Origin of the sequence: Streptomyces sp. NPDC046866, assembly GCF_040704625.1 — a bacterium.
Classification (GTDB): Bacteria; Actinomycetota; Actinomycetes; order Streptomycetales; family Streptomycetaceae; genus Streptomyces.
Genome location: NZ_JBEYXN010000007.1, coordinates 67,216 through 86,330, shown reverse-complemented (window position 1 = coordinate 86,330; position 19,115 = coordinate 67,216). Strand labels below are relative to the sequence as shown.

The following is a 19,115-nucleotide window of genomic DNA, read 5'->3' as shown; positions in this document are numbered from 1 at the left end:
TCACGTCGCCTCACATTGCGCGGCCCTGCGTCGTCGGACCACCGAGAGACCGCCGAACCGACGCCGCAAAGGCAGACGAGGGGACCCGTGCCATGACCGACCAGCCGAAGGCCCGACAGCGAACCCGACCCACGTTCGTGCAGATCGCGACGGCCCTGCAGACCGCCTCGCTCTTCTTCCAGGCGGTCACCGCAGGGCTGTTGCTGTCCTCCGCCCACGGGGAGCTCCTGCACGGCGTCGGCGCGCGCGTGATGTACGGCGCCTCCATGCTGTACGTGCTCGCCGCGATCCTGGCCTGGCGGCCGGGCGGCGGGTCCCCCCGACCCGTCGCCCACGCGTCCGGCTTCCTCCTCCTCGCCTCCGTCCAGGTGGTGCTCGGCATCGCGCGCATACCGTCCGTCCACGTCCCCCTGGGCGTCCTCATGTTCGGGCTGAGCCTGCTCGCGCTGGGCCGGGCGCTGTCCGCCCCGCGGCCCGCCGCCGGCCGCAGCCGTGCGGCCCGGACGCAGGCGCGGTCCTCAGCCCCGTGACCCGGACGGCTCCCGCGCCGCCGCGGGCGGGCGGCCGGCGCGGCGCAGGGCGGCCGGTGTGGTGCCGTACCAGCGCTGGACCGCACGGCGCAGGGCCCGGGCGTCGGCGTACCCGCTGCGGGCCGCGATGGCGTCGATGCCGAGGTCGGTGTCGTGCAGCAGCCGGGTGATGCGGTCGCGGCGCACGGCCTCGAGCTCGGCGCTCCACGTGGTGCCGTGTTCGTCGAGGCGGCGCTGCAGGGTCCGGGTGCTGAGGGCCATGCGCCGCGCCACCGCCGGCAGCGTCGGAGTGGTCTCGTCGTGGACGGAGGCCAGGGCGGTGCGGAAGAGGTCCAGCCAGTCGTGCAGCGGGACCGATGCGGCGAGCATCTGCTCGGCGTGTCTGCGCAGCACGGCCGACAGACCGGGCTGGGCGCGGGGCGAGGCCGCGGTCAGCTCCGAGGCGAGGAACGTGATCGAGCTGACCGGTGCCTCGAAGTCGATGGAGCGGGTGCCGTACAGCTCGGTCAGCTCGCGGTGCCGGCGCGGTGCTTCGGCGGCCAGGGCGACGCGCAGCGGTACCAGCGGACGCTGTGCGGCCGCACACAGCCGCTGGTTGTAGACGGCCAGCGAGCCGGCGTGCACCGCGCAGGCGGCCTCGTACGCCAGATCCGCGTCGTTGACGTGGCTGATCGTGATCTGGTCCCCGTCCTCGCTGATCGCGAGGCTGTCCGTGCCGACGTCGGCGACGGCGGCGAAGCACGCCGAGGCGTCCCGCATCCCCTCGAGCGGTGTGGGCGCAGAGGTGATCAGGTAGTCCCAGACGCCGAGGCTGCCGATGCCCGCCTGCTGGGCGAGGGCCGAGGCCACCGCGGTCCAGGGAGCGTGCGCGGTCATCAGCTCCGCGATACGGATGCTCGTCAGGGTGGGGGTGCGGCACAGGTCGTCGTTGAGGTGCTCGGGCGCGAGGCCCAGCAGGTGCGCGTAGCCGGCCGGGGGTATGCCGATCAGGCGTGCGGCGTTGAGGTTCAGTCGGGTGAGGGCGGAGGAGGTCGTCCCCGAATGCGCATGCGAGGCCACAGCGGGTGAGCATAGACCAGATCCGATTTCAAGATGATCGCGGGCGCATGGCGCCGGATGTCCCCCACGAGGCACCGAAAGTCCCGCTGCGGCGCGCGCGGTCCCCCGACTGGCGCCGACTGCCCCCGGCCGAGCGGGACTTCCGGCCCTAGCGTGTTGATCGTTCTCGCCTGTCGCGAGGTGAGGCGGGGGCCCGCGCACGGGGGTCGCGGGCTCCTGCCTTTGCGGGGGAACGGGCCGGAGACGGCCGTGACGGGGGCGCGCAGGGCGCTGCGAAATTCACCGGAAAGCCGCAGCCCGTCAGCACAGCGATCAGTCCGCGCGGCTGTAGCGGGTGTTGCGGGTCCAGATGTGTTCCAGCCGTACGCGGGTGCCGGGTCGGGGTGCGTGCCAGATCTTGTCGTGGCCGGCGTAAATGCCCACGTGGGCAATGGCGGAGCCGGTGAGGAAGAACACCAGGTCTCCTGGAACGCGCTGGTGGCGCGAAATGTGATGGGTGCTCCGGTATTGCTGCTCGGCAGTACGGGGAAGCGGCCGCCCCGCCTTTCGGAAGGCGTAGAGCGTGAGGCCCGAGCAGTCGAATTTCCTGGGGCCGGTGGCGCCGTACGCGTACGGGGCGCCCTTCTTGGAGGCGGCGATGACGACCGCTTTCGCGCCGTAGGTGGAGGCCGCCTCGGCCGGTGTGGCGGGGGTGGAGACGGTGGCGAGGGCGATTATGAGGAAGACGGTGAGACCGCGGGTCGTGCGCCGGGTTCTGCCCGTTCTCGGTTTGAGGGTCATGGCGGACTGGCTCTGGTCGTTCGTGGAGCAGGGCAATCGTGATCCCCTTCCGCATTCAGGTGCAGGAACGGCCGGGAAAGGTTGCTCTTCGGTCACATGTGTACTGGGTCGCGACGACCGCCCATTGTTCTCGGCCGATGTGTGGAGGAGGTTTTCGGACACGCCGCCAAATATCTCGGTTGGGTAAAAAGACCCGGATAAATAAGGATGATGTGCTCGGCGGATCAGGCCGGTTCGGCCTTCCGGAGCACCTTCCCGACGGGCCCTTCCCGGGGGCCTTGCGGCCACCGGGCATCGCTGTCATGCCCCTGATCGCCTGGGTTATGTTGTGCCTCCATCGGGGGACGACGTACGGAGCACGCGCATGACGCACGACAGCGGACCGGGAGACACCGGGTTCCCAGGGGCGGGGGAGTACGGGGGCGGCTGGGGCAGCGCCCCGCAGTGGGGGCCGGGAGCCTGGCCGCCACCGCCACCGCCCACGGCACCGCAGCCGGGCGTGGTTCCGCTGCGCCCCCTGGCCCTCGGCGAGATACTGAGCGGCTCGTTCGCGACCATCCGCCGCCACTGGAAGCAACTGGCCGGAGTGATCCTGGCCGTTCAAGCCTGCGTCCTGCCGGTGATGGCCCTCGTCGTGGGCGTCGCCGTGGCAGCCGTGCACCGCCACATCGGGCCCGTCTTCGACCTCCCGCCGGGCGAGGAACCGGCGGCCGAGGACGTCGTTGCGCTGGTCGTCGCCGCCTGCGTGGTGCTGGTCCTCCTCGGCCTGATCGGCCTGCTGGGCATGGCGGTTCTCGCCGCGCTCTGTCCGGCGGTCCTGAAAGAAGCCGTCATGGGCCGCCCCACGAGCTTCCGCGCCCTGTGGCGAGCCACGCTCCGGCGTGCTCCCGCGGTGGCCGGCGCCCTGTTCCTCACCGCCGTGATCGCCGCCTTCCCGGTGCTGCTCGCCCTGGCGGTGGCCGTACCGGTGATGGTCTCCGCGGCCGCCGCCGACCGTGCGACCGCGCTGCTGGGCCTCCCGCCGGTCCTGCTGCTGGCCGCCTTGCCGCCGGCCGTCTGGCTGACCACCCGGTTCGCCCTGGCCCCGGCCGCCGTCGTCATGGAGGACGCGGGTCCGATCACCGCGCTGCGCCGCTCGGCCGCACTCGTCCGGGGCGACTGGTGGCGCGTCTTCGGCATCACCGTGCTCGCCGGCCTGCTCGGCAGCGCGATCGCCTGGCTGATCCAACTGCCGTTCAACCTCGTGGGCTCGGTCACGCTGGTGGCCGCCCTGCAGGGCGTGCCCGAGGGGGCCGGCCCCTCGGCCGGGGCGGTCACCGCCCTGGTGAGCGGCCTGCTCATCGCGGTCCTGGGCGGCGCCGTCGGCCAGATGTTCCAGATCGGCTTCACCCAGCTGGTGAGCTCCCTGCTGTACGTGGACCAGCGCATGCGCCGTGAGGGCCTCGCGGAGGCCCTCCTCGCCGGGCTCGCCACCGACCAGGCCCCCACCCCGCAGCCGCAGCCCCAGGAGCCGCCGGCCGGCCGGTGACCGGCCTGCCGGTCCCGCCGGGGGCGGCACCAGCGCTTCGGCACGACCGCGTCAACGGCCCGCCCCGCCCGCGGCAGTCGAGCAGCAGTGTCGCGGCCCTGCGCTCGCCGACCATCGCGCTGACACCCGGCGGAAGCCACTGCGCCCCGTCCCCGGACCCGCCAGCCGGGCCGGCACCTCCTCCACCCGCGGCCGCCCGGCGGGCTCCTTGGCCAGGCAGGACCCCAGCAGGGGAGCCGGCTCCGCCGGGACGCCGTCGAGATCGGGCTCCTCGAAGACGGTCCGGTACAGGACGGCCTCGGCGGCGCCCCCCGAAGGGGCTGGGCCCCGTGGCGGCGAAGACCAGGACACCGCGTACGCCGGGAAAGCAGAATGTGGTTCCCATGCGGTTGCGGGGAAGGTGAGTTGGCGACCGCGCGCACGGGCACCGGGAGGCCCTCCGGTGCCGCTCCGCGGCAGCGCTCCCGCCGCGGCGCCTGGCCGCGACGCCCGACGGCGTCGCCGGCATCGCCGCGCGGAGCCCGTGGCGCGGATAGAACGACATCGACAAGATTCCCGGGCGGACCCTGACGCATCTCGCCACATCGGCCCGTGCGTTGACCGGCGCAGGATGGAGTCCCGGCCGGCCATGTCCCGACAGCACGAAGGAAATCGATGCCCCTCCGCGAGATCCAGCCCGGCAACCGCGGCTTCCTGTACGTCAATGCGCATCCCGGGGGCTGCGCCGCCGTCGTCGACGAGTTGTGGCAGAGCGCCCCCGCACCCCAGGGCCCGCCCGGAGCGGGACCGGTTGCCCTGATCATCGGCTCCAGCGCCGGCTACGGCCTCGCCGCCACCGTCACCGGGCTGCGCACCCACGGCGTGCGCGGACTCGGTATCGCCTTCGAGGCCCCCGAGACCGAGCGCCGCACCGCCTCCGGCGGCTGGTACCGGACCGCCCGCACCGCCGAACTCGCGGGTGCGGACGGTGATTTCGCCTTCCTCAACGCGGACGCCTTCTCCACCGGGGCCAAGGAGCAGGCACTGGACCACCTCGCCGCCCGGTACGGCAGGGTCGACCACCTCGTCTACAGCATCGCCGCTCCCCGCCGCACCGACCCCCTCACCGGTGAGGTCCACAACTCGGTGATCAAGCCGCTGGGATCCGCGTACCGGGCCAAGACCCTGCAGTTCGACGGTGAGGACGGCACCGCACGGGTCGGCTCACTGGAGCTCCGGCCTGCAGACGACGCGGAGCGCGACGCCACCGTGCAGGTCATGGGCGGCGCCGACTGGAAGCTGTGGGTCGACGCCCTGGCGGAACGCGGCCTCGTCCACGACGGCTTCCACACGGTGGCGCTCTCCTACGTGGGCTCGGACCTGACCGCACCGATCTACCGGGCGGGCACCATCGGCGCGGCCAAGCAGCACCTGGAGGACACCGCGCGCCGTCTTCAGCAGGACCTGGCTCCGCTCGGGGGACGCGCCCACACCGTGGTCGCCGGCGCCGCCGTGACCCAGGCCTCGACCGCCATCCCGTCCATCGCCCTCTACACCAGCCTCCTGCGCGCCGTGCTCGGCGACGACTTCCAGAGCACCGCCCGGCAGGCCGCCGCCCTGTGGCGGCAGCTCACCGGCGCGGTGCCGCTCCGGCTCGACCCGGAGCAGCGGATCCGCCTGGACGACTGGGAGATGGACGACGAGGTCCAGGCCGCCGTCCGCGAACGCTGGGCCGCCGCAACCACCCAAACCCTGGCCGCACTGGCCGACACCGACTGGTTCCGGGCGCAGGTCGGCCGGCTCTACGGGTGGCACGTCCCCGGCACCGACTACGACGCCCCCGCCCAGACCACGGTCCCGTGGCCGGCCGGCCCGGGCCGCCGTGCGCAGACCCCCCAGGAGTCCGGGACCCGGCGGTGATCCCGAGACCCCAGGCCGACCGGGGTCAGCGCGGCGGCCGCAGCCCGTCGAAGACCACGCCGTAGATCCGCTCCCGGGCGCCCGGGTCCGCTCCGAGCTGCTCCATGGTCGCGGTGGTGCCCACCAACAGGGCGATCAGTTCCGTCAGTTCCAATTCCGGACGGACCGCCCCGGCCTCCTGCGCGCCGGCCAGCAGCCGGGCCAGCTGCGCCCGGATCGCGGCGCTCGACTCCTGCAGCGATGCGTGCGCGTCCACCCCGGCCGCGGCGAGTGCCCGGGTGAACTCGTTCTTCCCCGCGGACTGCTCCACGACCAGCCGGAAGGCGTCGAAGAAGGCCTCGGCCGGTTCGGCGCCGGCGGCCAGCTCCGCGGTCCGGGCGGCGATGGCCTCCAGCCTGCGCACCATCACCGCTTCCAGGAGCGCCTCCTTGGTCGGGAAGTGCCGGAAGAGCGTCCCGACCCCGACCCCGGCAGCCCGGGCGATCTCCTCGGTGGGTACGCCGACGCCGCGGGTGGTGAACACCTCCGTGGCGGCGTCCAGCAGCTTGGCCCGGTTGCGCGCCGCGTCCGCCCGCAGCGGTCGCTGCTGAGCAGCATTCATCCCCTGTTGCCCCTTTCCGGCCCGGCAGGGCGACCGCAATGCCCTGGACAACCGGAGTTGCCAGTCCGTATCGTCGTGGAAACGGAGTCGCTAGTCCGATTCTAGCGCCCGCCCCCTGCCGGAGGTTGATCATGTCTGAAACCCCGTTGCCGCGCGAGGTCTTCCGGATGCTGCTGGAGGGCATCACCGAAGGACGGTTCGCAGAGCTGGCCCGGCTCTACGCCGAGGACGCCGTGGTGGAAACCGTCTTCGAACCGGTCGGCCCCCGCCGCTTCGAGGGGAGGGCCGCCCTGCACGAGCGGTTCGCGCAGGTCGCCGCGGTCTCGCCGTTCCGGCTGACCGCGAAGAACGTGGTGGTCCGGGAGACCGGCGACCCGGAGGTCATCGTCGCCGAGTGGGACTACGAGGTGCACAACCGGGACACCGGTCGGACCGTCGAGGCCGCCAACATCCAGGTGCTGCGGGTCCGTGACGGCCTGATCCTCCACACCCGCGACTTCCACGACCACCTGGCCCTCATCGTGGCCGGCGGCCACGTGCCCCGGCTGGTGGCGGCACTGAACGCCCCGTAGCAGCCGAGGGCCTCGGCTGCGTGCTGCGCAGGGCCGCCCGGCGGCGCCGGCCCCGGACGCCGCGCCCCCGCCCGGCGCAATCCGGGCGCTCCGCCGGCCGTACCCGCCACCCTGGGAGCGCCGGGCCGCCGGGCCCCGCGGCGGAAGGAGTCGGCGGTGTCGCCAGCACCCGAGGAGCACACGCCCGCGCCGCCCCCGCACGAGCACCCGGAACCGGGCGCTGCCGCACCGGAACCGGGCGCTGCCGGCCGGTACGGCGAGGCCCTCTTCCGGCCCGAGCACCCGCAGGAGGGCGGCCGCATCGACCATGCCGCGCTCGTCTACGACCCGTTCACCCGGGAGCGGCTGTACGCCCTCGGCGCCGGACCCGGCCGGCGCTGCCTGGACGTCGGCGCGGGCACGGGAACGGTGGCCCGCTGGCTCGCCGAGGAAGCCGGCGCCGACGAGGTGGTCGCCCTGGACCGCGACACCGGCCGCCTCGCCCCGTTCGCCGGACCGCGGCTGCACGTGCGGACGGCCGACATCACCCGGCTCGCCGCCGAGCCGGGGCTGGGCACGTTCGACCTGGTCCACGCCCGCTTCGTCCTGATGCACCTGCCCGAGCGCCGCGAGCTCGTGGGCCGCCTCGCACAGCTGCTCAACCCCGGCGGGCACCTGGTCCTCAGTGACGCGGTGGACGTCCCCGACCCCTCGGACGCGTCCTCCCCCTACCGCCGCACCCTGGACGCCATGTGGCGCACCCTCGGGGAGACGATCGGCACCGACATCGCCGCCGTACGCGGCTACCCCCACCTCCTGCGCGCCGCCGGCCTGGAGGGCGTCGCCGCGGAACTGGTGTGCCCGCCGCTGACCCCGGGCTCCCCGCTCGCCGCGTTCTGGACCGAGACCCTGGAGCGCATGCGGCCGGAGCTGCTGGCCGACGGCCGCCTGGAGCCGGCGGCCCTCGACGAGGCCCTCGCCTACCTGGACTCGCCCCGGCTGGCGGAACTGGGGCCCGGAATGCTCACCGTATGGGGCCGGCTGCCGGCGCCTGAGGGCGCCTGAGCCGGGGCCTCACCGCCGGGGCGGTGCGTCGAGGAAGAGCAGCCGGGCCCGCTTCGCCGGCAGGCGCACCTCCGGGAGGTCGATCTCGGGAAGCTCGACCTCCGGTCCCCGTACGAACCCGGCGCGTTCCAGGCGGGCCACGGCCTTGGCGTTGCGGGCGTCCGGTTCGGCGACGAGGCGGCGGGTGCCGGGCAGCGCGAACAGGTGGCCGAGGAAGGCGTCCAGCAGGGCCCCGGTGAAGCCCGGCCGGGCCGGCCCCGCGGCGGGGCCGATGAGCAGGTGGACGCCCACGTCGCCCGGCCGGGCCGTGTAGCACTCGCACACGCGGTCGGCCGTGCAGTCGTACGACTGGAACAGCGCGGCGGGCACCCCGTCCAGCAGCGCCAGGAAGGCGTGGTGGGTGTCCCGCCGGTCGAGGTCCTCGTAGATCTCCTGCACCAGCCGGCGGCTCGCGCCGGCCATGCCCCAGAACCGGGCCCGCTCCTCGCTGACCCACCCGTGGATCAGCTCCGCGTCGCGGGCGGGCTCGACCGGCCGGAGGAGGACCTGCCCGAGCCCTTCGACGGGCCGGGTACCGGGGCGCTGCGCAGGGGTCATGTCGATTCCCGAGGGGGTGTGCGAGGGGCGGTCGGTCGGCATGCGGGGCGGCGCGGGCCTGCCCGCCCCGCATCCCGGGCAGGTATATCCCGCACGGGTCGAGTCCCGGAAGAGGCGGGCTCCGCCGCTCCCGCGCGGCTCGGCGGCATGATGGAGTGTGGACGCAGACAGCGGTGCGTACGGTGCCCGGGGCGGGCCGCCCCGTATCCCCGGGCGGCTGGACGTGGAGCCGACACCGTGGACGGCGGTGGCATGGATGCCGCCCGCCCGGCTCTGGGAGGCCGTCCAGAGCATCCGGCAGGTCCACGACCCGCAGATCCGGCGCTGGCCCCCGCACGTCAACCTGGTCTTCGGCTTCGTGCCCGAGGCGGACTTCGGGGCGGCCGCCCCGCTGCTCGCCGAGGCCGCCGCCACGCAGGAGCCGTTCGAGATCCGGCTCAGCGGGGTACGGCACTTCCGGCACCGCGCCTACTCCACGGTGTGGCTCGACCCGGCCGCGGCGGGGGCCGCCCCGTGGACCCGGCTGCAACAGGCGCTGGCCGAGCCCTTCCCCCGCTGCCGCAGCCGGCACGCGCGGTTCACCCCGCACCTCTCCCTGGGCCGCACCCGCGACCCCGTCCCCCTCGCCGCCGCGTGCGCCGCCCGCCTGGGCACCGAGACGGCCCGGGTCCACGAGGTGGTCCTGCTCTCCCGGCGGGGCCCGGACGACCCGATGCGCCCGCGGGCGGCCATCGCCCTCGGCGCGGGCACCATCGACTGGAGAACCGAGTAGCGCCTGCGCGTTCGGGAGAGGCATGGGGCATGAAGTACGAGCTGTCCGACCGCCTGGTGGTGGGCATCGCCTCCAGCGCCCTGTTCGAACTGGCCGAGTCCGATGCCGTGTTCAGGCAGCACGGGGAGGAGGCCTACCGCACGTACCAGGAGGAGCACGCGGACGACGTGCTCGCCCCGGGCGTGGCCTTCCCCTTCGTCAGACGCCTGCTGTCGTTGAACGACCTCGCCGACCGGTACGACCCCCTGGTCGAGGTCATCATCCTCTCCCGCAACGACCCGGACACGGGCCTGCGCGTCATGCGCTCGATCACGGCGCACGGCCTGCCGATCAGCCGGGCGGTCTTCAGCCAGGGCCGGGCCCCGCACCCCTTCATGCCGGCCCTGAACATGTCGCTGTTCCTGTCCGCCGACGGCGCCGACGTCCGCGACGCCGTCGCCGCCGGGCTGCCCGCGGGCCACGTCCTCGCCACGGCGCGCACCGACGACGAGAGCGACCCCGAACTGCGCATCGCCTTCGACTTCGACGGGGTGCTGGCCGACGACACCGCCGAGCGGATCTACCGGGCCGACGGCATCGACCGGTTCCGCGCACACGAGGTCCGCAACGCCGCCACCGCCCACGACCCGGGCCCGTTGCGGGACTTCCTCGCGGGGATCAACCGCATCCAGCGCCGGGAGGAGGACCGGCGGCAGGAGGAACCCGCCTACCGCCCGCGCCTGCGCGTATCGCTGGTCACCGCCAGGGACGCCCCCACCCACGAGCGGGCGCTGACCAGCCTCAAGCAGTGGGGACTCCGGGTCAACGACGCCTTCTTCCTCGGCGGCATAGACAAGGCGGCGGTGATGAAGACCCTCGACCCGCACATCTTCTTCGACGACCAGGTGTCCCACCTGAACGGAACAGCACCTTCCACCCCGAGCGTGCACATCCCTTTCGGAGTGGCCAACGCCCCGGTCCGCGAACCGGGATCCGGACCCCAGGCGGGCCCCGTCCCCCCTGGACAGGCGTAGCGGGCGCACTACGATGAGTCATCACACGTGTGACGCGTCCAGGGGGCAGCCATGTCGAACGCGCCGTTCTCACCGCCCTTCGAGTCGTTCCCCAGTGAGGTCCGGGCCGCGGCCCGCCGCTTCCTCGCCCTTCAGGCGGAACCGGGAGCTCCGGCAGACGAGGACCTGCCGGCGCTCACCCGTATGAAAGAGGGCAGCGAAGGCAGCGAGACGAAGGAGGGGAGCGAAGGAAGCGAAAGGAGCGAAAGCAGCGAGAACAGCGAGAACACCGAGCGCAGCGAATTCAGTGAATTCAGCGAGTTCAGCGAACGCGCGGCAGGAGCCTCGGCAGGGGAGCATCCGACCGCGGCACACGCCGGCGAATGGGGACCGGTCCTCCGCACTGCGGTGCCCGACCGTGCCTGAGCCCCCGCCACCAGACGACGCATCCCTCTGCCGCACCCGGACGGCGCACGGCCGCCCGCCCGCGCGCCCCTTCCTGCCCGCCGAGGCCCGCCCCGACGTGACGACGGACCTCGCCCGCAGGGCCTGGCAGCTCGCCCGGGCCCTGCACGCGCTCAGAGCGGCCGAAGCGGCCGAGTCGGGAGTACGCGGTGACGATCCTGGTGCTCGCCCCGCCGGATGACGAAACGGCCTTCAGGTTCGGCTCGTTCGCCGAAGCCGGCGGGCACCGGGTGATCGCGCCCACCGGGTTCGATGACGTGGCGGTCACGGTGACGGCCGACCGGAACGCCGGCTCCGCGGTGGAGCTGAGGGCGGCCGGCGAGCGCGTCCGAGGCGTCTTCCACCGGGGCCTGCCGCCGCCGGACGCCGCCGCCGACCCTCCGGCCGCCGCCGAGGCGGCGTTCGCGTACGCGGAGTCCCTCGCCGTGTGGTGGTCCGCCCTGGCCCTGTGGCCGGGGCCCGTGGCCAACCGCCCCTCGCCCGCCGGCTTCGTACCGCATCTCGACGCGCTCACCGCCGCCGCCCTTCCCGGCATGGCCGTGCCGCCGTCATCGATCGGATCGGCCGCGCCCCCGCCGGCTCCCCCCGGTGAGCGCATCCACGTCAGCCGCGTACGCGACGGTGCCTTCCTCGGACACGCCGGCGCCGCCCTGCCCCACGGCAACGGGAGCGAGGTCCTGCGGTTCACCCGCTTCGACCCGGAGCGGACCCGCCACGTCCTGCTCGCCGGCGACGAGCAGTTCGACCTCTCCGATCCGGCCGGCACGCTCGCCGCAGGGGACCGCGCCCGACTCGCGCCCCTCCTGGCCCGGCTGCGCTCGCTCGGCGCCACCTTCGCCGTGGTCGTGGTCCAGCCGGAGGGGGAGCGGCTGCGGCTGCTCGACATCTCCTGCCATCCCGTGCACCACCAGTTCGCCCACCTGGAGCACCGGGTCTTCCGGGCCGTCCTGAACGGGCTGCTGGGAGGCCGGTCGTGATCCTCTGCGTCGGCGTGGCCGCCGATCCCACGTTCGTCCACGGCATACGCGCCCTCGCGCGGGCCGGGGCCCGGTTCGACGTGGTCGACCTGCCGTCCCTCGCCCTGTACGGCGACCTCCACATCCCGCTGGACGACCTGCGCAACACCCGTATCCGCACCGGTGGCGGCGGCCCGGAGATCTCCCTCACCGAGGTCCGCGGGGTGTGGGCGCGGCCGTTGAACGTCTGCGCCGCCGCCCCCGACCCGCGGTCGGCCCACCGCGCCGACGGCCAGTACCAGGCGCTGTGCCGTCTGCTGGAGGCGGTGGAGCTGCCGGTGCTCAACCCGCCGCTGCGCGAGGCGTCCAACGCCGGCAAGGTGCTGCACTGCGTCAGCCTCGCCCCCGTCGCCGGCTGGCGGATCCCGCGGTCCTGCCTGACGAACGACCCCGGCACCGCCCTCGCCTTCGTCCGCGACTGCCCGCACGGCGCCGTCTTCAAGGGGGCCAGTGCCGCCAAGACCTGGGCGACCCTCTTCCGGGCCGAGCACGAACGGCTGCTGCCGCGGCTGGTCCGGTCACCGACCCTCTTCCAGGAGCGGATCGCGGGCCCGGACGTACGCGTCCACGCCGTGGGCGGCCAGGCCTTCGGCGAGCTCATCCACTCCCGCGAACTCGACTACCGCACGGCCCGCGGCACCAACCGCTACACCACGATCACCGTGCCGGCCGGGATACGGGAGGGGTGCCGGCGCCTGGTCGCCGCCACCCGGGTGCCCTTCCTCGGGGTGGACTTCAAGATCGAGGAAGCGACCGGCGAGTGGTTCTTCCTGGAGGCCAACTCGATGCCGTGCTACGAGGGTTACGACCTCCGCGCGGACGGCGCCATCTCCCGCGCCCTCGCGCAATGGCTGACCTCGAAGGGTCCGGGCGACACCACGGTGTGACGAGCGCCGCGAGGACGGACGCGGGGGCTGCCGCGCCGACCGGCCCTAGAAGGCGGAGTGGGTGAACCAGTGTGCGAGCAGCCCCTGGTCGCCGAGCAGCTGGAATGCGTCGCTCCGGCGGTCCAGGCGGCCGTAGAGCAGCAGGAGCAGATCCGCGGCCGCACCCAGGACCGTGGCGTCGGTTTCGGTGTCGGCAGTGCGGTGCTCGGCGTCGTCGGCCACCAGGGCGAAGCCGTCGGGCCGCAGGCCGACCAGCCAGTCGCGGTCCGCGTCCGCGGAGCTGAAGCGGATGGTCCGGTGCGGTGCGCGCAGCCGGGCGGTCCGGGGCGCGAAGGAGGAGGCGAACGGCAGGTTCGTGAGGAACTCGTCGATGCCGTCGACGGCGAGGGCGCGGTCGATGTGCGGCGGGAGCCCGAGGGCGAGTTCTGCGTCGGCCCGGTGGACGAGGGTCTCGAAGAGCATGCGGCGCACCCAGAAGCGGGCGTGCTGGTCGACACCCCAGGCCCACATCGGGGCCTCCAGGTCGGTGGCGGCGAACACCGCCGCGGCCTCGGCAGCGCTCTCGGCCAGCCAGTCGGGGTAGCCCTCGGAGTGCGCCGGCAGGCGGAGCTCCACGTCACGGCTGGTCGGCGGCTGCTGGATGCGCAGGCGCAGCAGCTCGCTGAACCAGCGGTGCACGCTGCCGGTGTGCCGCGTGAGGTCGGCAAGGGTCCAGCCCGGGCAGGTCGGCACCGGGGTGGACAGATCCGCCGCCTTCACCACGGAGACGAACCGTTCGGTCTCGGCCGCGACGGCGGCGCCGTGCTCGGCGGGGTTCATGCTGGTGCCCTTCTTCCGGCGCCGAGCCGTGACTGCGGCACACGGGCGCCAGTTGTTTGAGATCCTGGATAGTTCAGGCCATTAAGTAATCCGCAAGGTAATTCGCTCCCGCCGCAGATGTCAACCGCCGCATCCCCCGCCCGCCGGTCCCGGCGCGTGCGAGGGCAGAACGGGGCCCGGCCGGTCGGGTGCATCGAGGGCGCAGGTCCGCGCGGCGTCGCCCGCACCGGCCGTGCAGCGGGGCAAGGTACCCGGTGGCCGGCGAGCACGGCGGGTGATCAGAGGGCGAGGGGCGGGGTGCCGGATGCCGGAATCTGCACGGGCGGACCCCCTGCGGGCCGCGCGCCGCGCCGGGCGGCGTGCCGGGCTGCGTGCGCTGCTGCCGCCGGTCGCCGCGTGGCTGGTCGCCAACCTCGTCACCTGGCTGGTCGCGTACGGATCCGTGGCGGGCGACGGGTCCGAGGTGGCCTACTGGTCCACGGGCAGCCGCCGCCGCTGGGACGCCGAGCACTACCTGTCGATCGCCAGGACCGGCTATGAGATGTTCCGGTGCCGGGAGCGCTACCCGGACTTCCCCGACATCGTGTGCGGCAACGTCGCCTGGTTCCCCGGGTACCCCATGCTGGTCCGGGCGGCTTCCGCCACCGGACTGTCCTACGAGTGGTCGGCCGTCGTCCTCGCCGAGGCGTCTCTGCTCGGCATGTTCGCGGTGCTGTGGTGGCTGCTCGGGGCCCGGCTCACTCCGGCCACCGGCCTCACCCTGGCCATCGGCACCGTCTTCCCCGGCGGCATCTACCTGCACGCGATGTTCCCCGTCGCCACCGGGACGCTGGCCCTGCTGCTCTGCACGGTCGGAGTGAAGCGCAGCTCCTGGACGCTCGCCGCCGCGGGCGGCTTCGCTGCGGCCGCCTGCCATCCCGTCGGTGCCGTCGCCGCCGTCATGCTCCTGGCGAGCGCGTTCTTCGCATGGCGCGGGGACGCGCGGCCCCTGCGGTTCGCGAAGGCCGTGTCGGCGGCGGCGGTCACGGCCTGCGGCGTGCTCTGGGCCCTGTGGCTCATGTGGCAGGCGACAGGCCGCTGGGACGCCTACGCGACCATCCAGGCGGTCAGTTACGGCCAAGGAGACCTGCGCCGGCCCCTCGAGGAGATGAGGAAGGCGTACGACTTCCCGTTCAGCGACTGGTACAGGCCCAAGGGCGACCTGCCGTGGCTGGTGGGGCACGGCCTCGCCGCGCACAGGCCCGAGTTCTGGCTGAACGCCGCCTTCGCGCTGCTGGTGGTGGCGACGGCCGCCGTGCTGCTCGTCCGGCACCACCGCCTCGCCGCCGAGGAATGGGCCGCCCTGACCCTGACCGTGGCGGTCTTCCTGCTGCCGTTCCTCGCCGGCGCGGAGATGTCGTGGTACCGCAACCATGCGCAGATGTTCGTCGGCCTCGTCCTGGTCAGCCGCATGGCCCGGTGGGTGCAGGTGCCCCTGCTGGCGTTCTGCGCGATCCAGTACGCCCTCCTGGGGGCGATGTTCTTCGCCGGCGTGCTGGTGTGACCACCGCCGGGCCTCCGGCTACGGCAGGCGGCGGCCGACGCTGACGCACCCCGCGGCAGCCGCCACCGCCCCCGCTCCCGGGTGGCCCGCCGCACCCGGTGCCCGGCCCGGAACAGAAGCCGCATGCACGCCCACCTGCGCTCACACCGCCCCCCGATTCTTGTCAGGGGCTGTTCAAAGTGGCCGGGCCTGGGCGAGGATCACGCCCGCACCATGCCTGCACCACCACAGGAGGATGTCTATGACTCGCCGCACACCCCGCGGCATGATCGCCGCGGCCACCGCCACCGTGGCGCTCTTCTCGCTCGCCGGTCCGGCAACGGCACAGGCCTCGGGCCCGGCGTCCGGCGCCGCCCTGCCCCAGGGCCGGGTGTTCATGGTCAATCCCGTGCAGGCCACGGGAGACCAGGGGCTCACCGACGGCAAGGACGCCGACTCCGCCGTCCCCGCCTCCGCCTATGCCCTGGCCGCCCTGCGCAACCTGGACGGCAGCGGCGGGCTCAACGGCCGCTGGGCCTCCGTCCGCTCGGACACCGGCGCGTCGGCGAAGGTCGGCGACGCGGCCGGGTACACCCGGCACGACGACCAGTTCGAGCAGGTCATGGCCTACTTCTGGGTCAACGAGGCGCAGGAGTACCTCCAGTCCCTCGGGTTCGGCACCGAGCTGCCGGGCGCCAACGACCGGGTGCAGCCCGTCCGCATCAACCAGTGGGGCGCGGACAACTCCTTCTTCACCGACAAGAAGGACGAGATCCGCTTCGGCAAGGGCGGGGTCGACGACGCCGAGGACGCGGAGGTGATCGTCCACGAGTACGGCCACGCCGTGCACGAGGCCCACGTGCCCGGCTTCGGCGCCTCGCCGGAGGCCGGGGCGATCGGCGAGGCCTTCGGGGACTACCTCGCCGTCGCGGTCGGGGAGCACGCCGATGCCCGCTACGGCTGGACCCGCAAGACCGACGTGGGCTGCGTGGCGGACTGGGACTCCACCGGGTACAGCGCCGCACCGCACTGCCTGCGCCGGATCGACGGGAACAAGGTGTACGAGGACCGCGTCGGCGAAGTGCACGCGGACGGCGAGATCTGGTCCCGCGCCCTGTTCGACGTCCGCGGTGCGCTCGGCGCCCGTACGGCCGACCGGATCATCGTGAACGCGCAGTTCGGCTTCGCTCCCGACACCAGCTTCGCGGACGCGGCCCGTACGACGATCGCGACCGCCGAGCGGATGTACGGCGCGACCGCCGCGCAGAAGGTCCGCGCGGCCTTCGCGGCGCGCCGGATCCCGGGGATCTGAGGCCCGCTGCCCGGGGGACCGGACCCGCACCGGCGGCGGTACGCCTGCCCGTGCGGGTTCCCCCTTCCCCGGGCGGTCGGCGGCCCGTGCGGCGGCGGGCTCCCACTCACCCGCCCTCTTCGTCGCCGGCGAGGAGGGCGCGGCCTGCCGCGAACAGCCGGGCACAGCGCTGCACCATGGCTTCGGGCGACTCGTCGGGGTGGTTCACCCACCAGCGGACCAGGGCGGTGCACAGTCCGCGCCAGGCGTGGGCGAGGGCGTCGGCGTCGAGCGGGTCGCCGGATCCGGCCGCGTTCAGGAGCTCGGCGGTGCCGGCCGCGGCGAGCCCGTCGATGGCACGGCGGTAGGAGGCGGCCCGCCGGGCGGCGTCGGTGTCGGGCGGCAGCGTGGCGTCGTACAGGACGAACCAGGCCTGCCGCTGCCCGTCCAGTGCGGTGAACAGCGCGCGCAGCACGCGCAGCGGGGTGGGCCCGGAGCCCGGGGCGGGCCCGGCCATCGCGGCGCGGATGCCCTCGAGCAGCCGCTCGCCGACGGGGTCGAGGCAGGCGAGGTAGAGGTCCTGCTTGCTGCCGAAGTAGTGGTGCAGCAGGGGCTTGGTGACGCCCACGCGGGCGGCGACGGCGGCCATGGTCGTGGCTTCGTAGCCCCGTCGGCCGAACTCCTCGGTGGCTGCGGCCAGGACCTGTCGTTCGCGCGCGGCCCGGGGCACGCCTTTGGTGCCGGCCCTGGAGGGAAGCATTGTCATGAACCCAACATAACTCTAGGGTAATTTCCCGTTGGGTAAATTGCCTGGACTCGCTGGGAGCACACCCATGCCTGCCGCCCCGTCCGACCCCCTCGACTGCCGTACCTCCCGCCCCCGCTCATGGTGGGGTTGGGGCTACGCCGACGCCCACCCGGACGACGCCGCATGCGCCGCCCTGGGCGCCCTGCTGCCCGGCACCCTCTCCCGCCCGCTGCCGGTACCCCGGGTCGCGGACCTCGCCGTGCCCCCTCCCGGCGCGGCGCCCCCGGCCGCCCTCGCCCACCTGGTCACCGCCGCCCCAGAGGCGCGCGCCGCCCACGCGATGGGCAAGGCCTACCGCGACGTCATGCGGGCGCTGCGCGGCCGTCCCGGCCGGATCCCCGACCTGGTCGCCCGCCCGACCTGCGAGCGGGAGGTGGCCGACCTGCTGGACTGGGCCGGCGGGCACGGCGTGGCCGTCATCCCCTTCGGCGGCGGCTCCTCGGTGGTCGGCGGCGTGGAGTACCGCGGGGACGCCCACCGCGCCGTGCTCTCGCTCGACCTGACCTCGATGGACCGGGTCCTGGAGGTCGACACGGCCGGCCGCGCGGCGCGTATCCAGGCCGGCGCGCTCGGTCCCGTACTGGAGGAGCAGCTGCGGCCCCACGGACTCACCCTGCGCCACTTCCCGCAGAGCTTCGAGTTCTCCACCCTCGGCGGCTGGCTCGCCACCCGGGCCGGGGGCCACTACGCCACCGTCCGCACCCACATCGACGACTTCGTGCAGGCGCTGAACGTGGTCACGCCGACCGGTGTCAGCACCTCCTGGCGCCTGCCCGCCTCCGGCGCCGGACCCTCGCCCGACCGCCTGTTCCTGGGCTCCGAAGGGGCGTTGGGCGTCATCACCGAGGCCTGGATGCGCCTGCAGGAGCGCCCCCGCTTCAAGGCCTCCGCCTCCGTGGCCTTCGCCGACTTCCGGCAGGCGCTGGACGCGGTGCGGGCCGTTGCCCAGTCCGACCTCGCCCCGGCTAACTGCCGCCTGCTGGACTCCGGCGAGGCCCTGTTCTCCGGCGCCTCGCAGGACGGCTCCGCGGTCCTGGTCCTGGGCTTCGAATCCGCCACCGCCCCCGTCGGGGACCGCCTGGCGAGCGCCGTGGAGCTGGCCCGCTCCCACGGCGCCCGCCGCGGAACGCCGACGGCGGAACACGGCGCCCGGGCCGAGGGGGGCGACGAGGCCGACGGGGCAGTCAGCGCCTGGCGCTCGGCGTTCCTGCGCATGCCCTACCTGCGCGACGGCCTGGCCCGCATGGGCGCCGTCGTCGAGACCTTCGAGACGGCCGCCACCTGGGAGACCGTCCCCGCCCTGATCGACGCCGTACGCACCGAGGTCGGCGCCGCCGCCACGAAGGCCACCGGACACCCCGCCACCGTCAACTGCCGCCTCACGCACGTCTACCCCGACGGCGCCGCCCCCTACTTCACGGTGGCCGTGGCCGGCCGGCCCGGCGACGAGGTGCAGGTCTGGGCCGAGATCAAGGCCGCCGCGAACGAGGTCCTGCACCGCCACCGCGCCACCATCACCCACCACCACGCCGTCGGCCGCGACCACCGCCCCGGCTACGACCTCCAGCGCCCGGAGCCGTTCGCACGGGCCCTGCGCGCCGCCAAGAACGCGCTGGACCCCCGCAACATCCTCAACCCGGGCGTCCTGATCGACTGACCGCGCGCCGGCCGGCGCTGCGCCTCCCCCGGAGGACCCATGCGTCCGGTTCCGAGACCGAGTCCCGTGGTCCTGGCGTCGCTCCGGCACACGAACGGGGACCCGCGTCGGGTCGGCGGGGTCCATGCCCCGCCATGCCGGTGAAGCGCACCCCGTGCCGGGCGGCGTCGTCCATGTCGGCGACCGTGATCACGCGTCCGGGGCCACCGGCCAGGTCGACGGAGTCGGGCAGGGCGCCGGCCCTCCGAGGCGTCGAACACCGCGTCGACACCCTGC

At 74.1% G+C, this 19,115-nt stretch carries 19 protein-coding genes and 1 pseudogene; 13 read left to right on the top strand and 7 right to left on the bottom strand.

Annotated features, from left to right (window positions below):
- The first annotated feature begins 92 nt into the window (after positions 1–92).
- Positions 93–530, top strand: a complete 438-nt coding sequence (locus AB0953_RS13375) for a hypothetical protein (RefSeq protein ID WP_366859576.1) — start codon at positions 93–95, stop codon at positions 528–530.
- On the opposite strand, the gene AB0953_RS13370 is transcribed toward AB0953_RS13375, so the two are convergent.
- Positions 519–1,589, bottom strand: a complete 1,071-nt coding sequence (locus AB0953_RS13370) for a helix-turn-helix domain-containing protein (RefSeq protein ID WP_366859575.1) — start codon at positions 1,587–1,589, stop codon at positions 519–521. The genes AB0953_RS13375 and AB0953_RS13370 overlap by 12 nt on opposite strands.
- A 312-nt stretch (positions 1,590–1,901) precedes the next feature.
- The gene (locus tag AB0953_RS13365; RefSeq protein ID WP_366859574.1) at positions 1,902–2,405 is read right to left on the bottom strand and encodes a C40 family peptidase; all 504 of its coding nucleotides are present in this window, start codon (positions 2,403–2,405) and stop codon (positions 1,902–1,904) included.
- A 328-nt stretch (positions 2,406–2,733) separates the two neighbouring features.
- Between AB0953_RS13365 and AB0953_RS13360 the strand changes: the two genes are divergently transcribed.
- Both AB0953_RS13360 and AB0953_RS13355 read left to right on the top strand, forming a co-directional pair.
- Entirely contained in the window at positions 2,734–3,897 is a 1,164-nt protein-coding gene (locus tag AB0953_RS13360) for a hypothetical protein (protein ID WP_366859573.1), read from the top strand.
- 654 nt (positions 3,898–4,551) lie between these two features.
- On the top strand, positions 4,552–5,796 hold the full coding sequence (locus tag AB0953_RS13355; protein WP_366859572.1) for an enoyl-[acyl-carrier-protein] reductase FabV: 1,245 nt from the start codon (positions 4,552–4,554) through the stop codon (positions 5,794–5,796).
- Positions 5,797–5,821: 25 nt separating this feature from the next.
- Here the strand turns inward: AB0953_RS13355 and AB0953_RS13350 are convergent, their stop codons facing one another.
- Positions 5,822–6,397: a TetR family transcriptional regulator gene (locus AB0953_RS13350; protein WP_366859571.1), complete on the bottom strand. Its 576-nt coding sequence runs from the start codon at positions 6,395–6,397 to the stop codon at positions 5,822–5,824.
- Positions 6,398–6,528: 131 nt separating this feature from the next.
- On the opposite strand from AB0953_RS13350, the gene AB0953_RS13345 reads away from it, so the two are divergent.
- Both AB0953_RS13345 and AB0953_RS13340 read left to right on the top strand, forming a co-directional pair.
- A complete protein-coding gene (locus tag AB0953_RS13345; RefSeq protein WP_366859570.1) occupies positions 6,529–6,969 on the top strand; it encodes a nuclear transport factor 2 family protein in 441 nt (146 codons plus the stop codon).
- A 156-nt stretch (positions 6,970–7,125) separates the two neighbouring features.
- Complete coding sequence (locus AB0953_RS13340; protein ID WP_366859569.1) at positions 7,126–8,013, top strand: methyltransferase domain-containing protein; 888 nt, start codon at positions 7,126–7,128, stop codon at positions 8,011–8,013.
- 9 nt (positions 8,014–8,022) lie between these two features.
- Here AB0953_RS13340 and AB0953_RS13335 read toward each other — a convergent pair whose 3' ends face one another.
- Complete coding sequence (locus tag AB0953_RS13335; protein ID WP_366859568.1) at positions 8,023–8,610, bottom strand: GNAT family N-acetyltransferase; 588 nt, start codon at positions 8,608–8,610, stop codon at positions 8,023–8,025.
- A gap of 157 nt (positions 8,611–8,767) precedes the next feature.
- Between AB0953_RS13335 and AB0953_RS13330 the strand changes: the two genes are divergently transcribed.
- From AB0953_RS13330 to AB0953_RS13310, 5 genes are all read left to right on the top strand, one after another.
- On the top strand, positions 8,768–9,382 hold the full coding sequence (locus AB0953_RS13330; protein ID WP_366859567.1) for a 2'-5' RNA ligase family protein: 615 nt from the start codon (positions 8,768–8,770) through the stop codon (positions 9,380–9,382).
- Positions 9,383–9,411: 29 nt separating this feature from the next.
- Positions 9,412–10,395 (top strand): 5'-nucleotidase, encoded by a 984-nt coding sequence (locus AB0953_RS13325; protein WP_366859566.1) that lies wholly within the window; start codon positions 9,412–9,414, stop codon positions 10,393–10,395.
- Between the two features lie 51 nt (positions 10,396–10,446).
- A complete protein-coding gene (locus AB0953_RS13320) occupies positions 10,447–10,800 on the top strand; it encodes a hypothetical protein (RefSeq protein WP_366859565.1) in 354 nt (117 codons plus the stop codon).
- Between the two features lie 188 nt (positions 10,801–10,988).
- Complete coding sequence (locus AB0953_RS13315; protein WP_366859564.1) at positions 10,989–11,816, top strand: hypothetical protein; 828 nt, start codon at positions 10,989–10,991, stop codon at positions 11,814–11,816.
- Complete coding sequence (locus tag AB0953_RS13310; protein WP_366859563.1) at positions 11,813–12,742, top strand: hypothetical protein; 930 nt, start codon at positions 11,813–11,815, stop codon at positions 12,740–12,742. Before AB0953_RS13315 ends, AB0953_RS13310 begins: the two co-directional genes overlap by 4 nt.
- Positions 12,743–12,787: 45 nt before the next feature.
- Here the strand turns inward: AB0953_RS13310 and AB0953_RS13305 are convergent, their stop codons facing one another.
- Positions 12,788–13,561 carry a maleylpyruvate isomerase family mycothiol-dependent enzyme gene (locus AB0953_RS13305; protein WP_366859562.1) on the bottom strand — a complete coding sequence of 258 codons (774 nt, stop codon included), beginning with the start codon at positions 13,559–13,561 and terminating at the stop codon, positions 12,788–12,790.
- 304 nt (positions 13,562–13,865) lie between these two features.
- On the opposite strand from AB0953_RS13305, the gene AB0953_RS13300 reads away from it, so the two are divergent.
- Together AB0953_RS13300 and AB0953_RS13295 are read left to right on the top strand one after the other, a co-directional pair.
- Positions 13,866–15,104, top strand: coding sequence for a hypothetical protein (locus AB0953_RS13300; RefSeq protein ID WP_366859561.1), 1,239 nt, complete (start codon positions 13,866–13,868; stop codon positions 15,102–15,104).
- Positions 15,105–15,345: 241 nt separating this feature from the next.
- The gene (locus AB0953_RS13295) at positions 15,346–16,395 is read left to right on the top strand and encodes a M4 family metallopeptidase (RefSeq protein ID WP_366859560.1); all 1,050 of its coding nucleotides are present in this window, start codon (positions 15,346–15,348) and stop codon (positions 16,393–16,395) included.
- Between the two features lie 106 nt (positions 16,396–16,501).
- Here AB0953_RS13295 and AB0953_RS13290 read toward each other — a convergent pair whose 3' ends face one another.
- Positions 16,502–17,140, bottom strand: a complete 639-nt coding sequence (locus tag AB0953_RS13290) for a helix-turn-helix domain-containing protein (RefSeq protein WP_366859559.1) — start codon at positions 17,138–17,140, stop codon at positions 16,502–16,504.
- A 67-nt stretch (positions 17,141–17,207) separates the two neighbouring features.
- On the opposite strand from AB0953_RS13290, the gene AB0953_RS13285 reads away from it, so the two are divergent.
- The gene (locus AB0953_RS13285) at positions 17,208–18,839 is read left to right on the top strand and encodes an FAD-binding oxidoreductase (RefSeq protein WP_366859558.1); all 1,632 of its coding nucleotides are present in this window, start codon (positions 17,208–17,210) and stop codon (positions 18,837–18,839) included.
- 148 nt (positions 18,840–18,987) lie between these two features.
- On the opposite strand, the pseudogene AB0953_RS13280 reads toward AB0953_RS13285, so the two are convergent.
- Positions 18,988–19,080, bottom strand: a pseudogene (locus tag AB0953_RS13280) (NADP-dependent oxidoreductase); the annotation flags it as partial.
- Positions 19,081–19,115 lie beyond the last annotated feature (35 nt).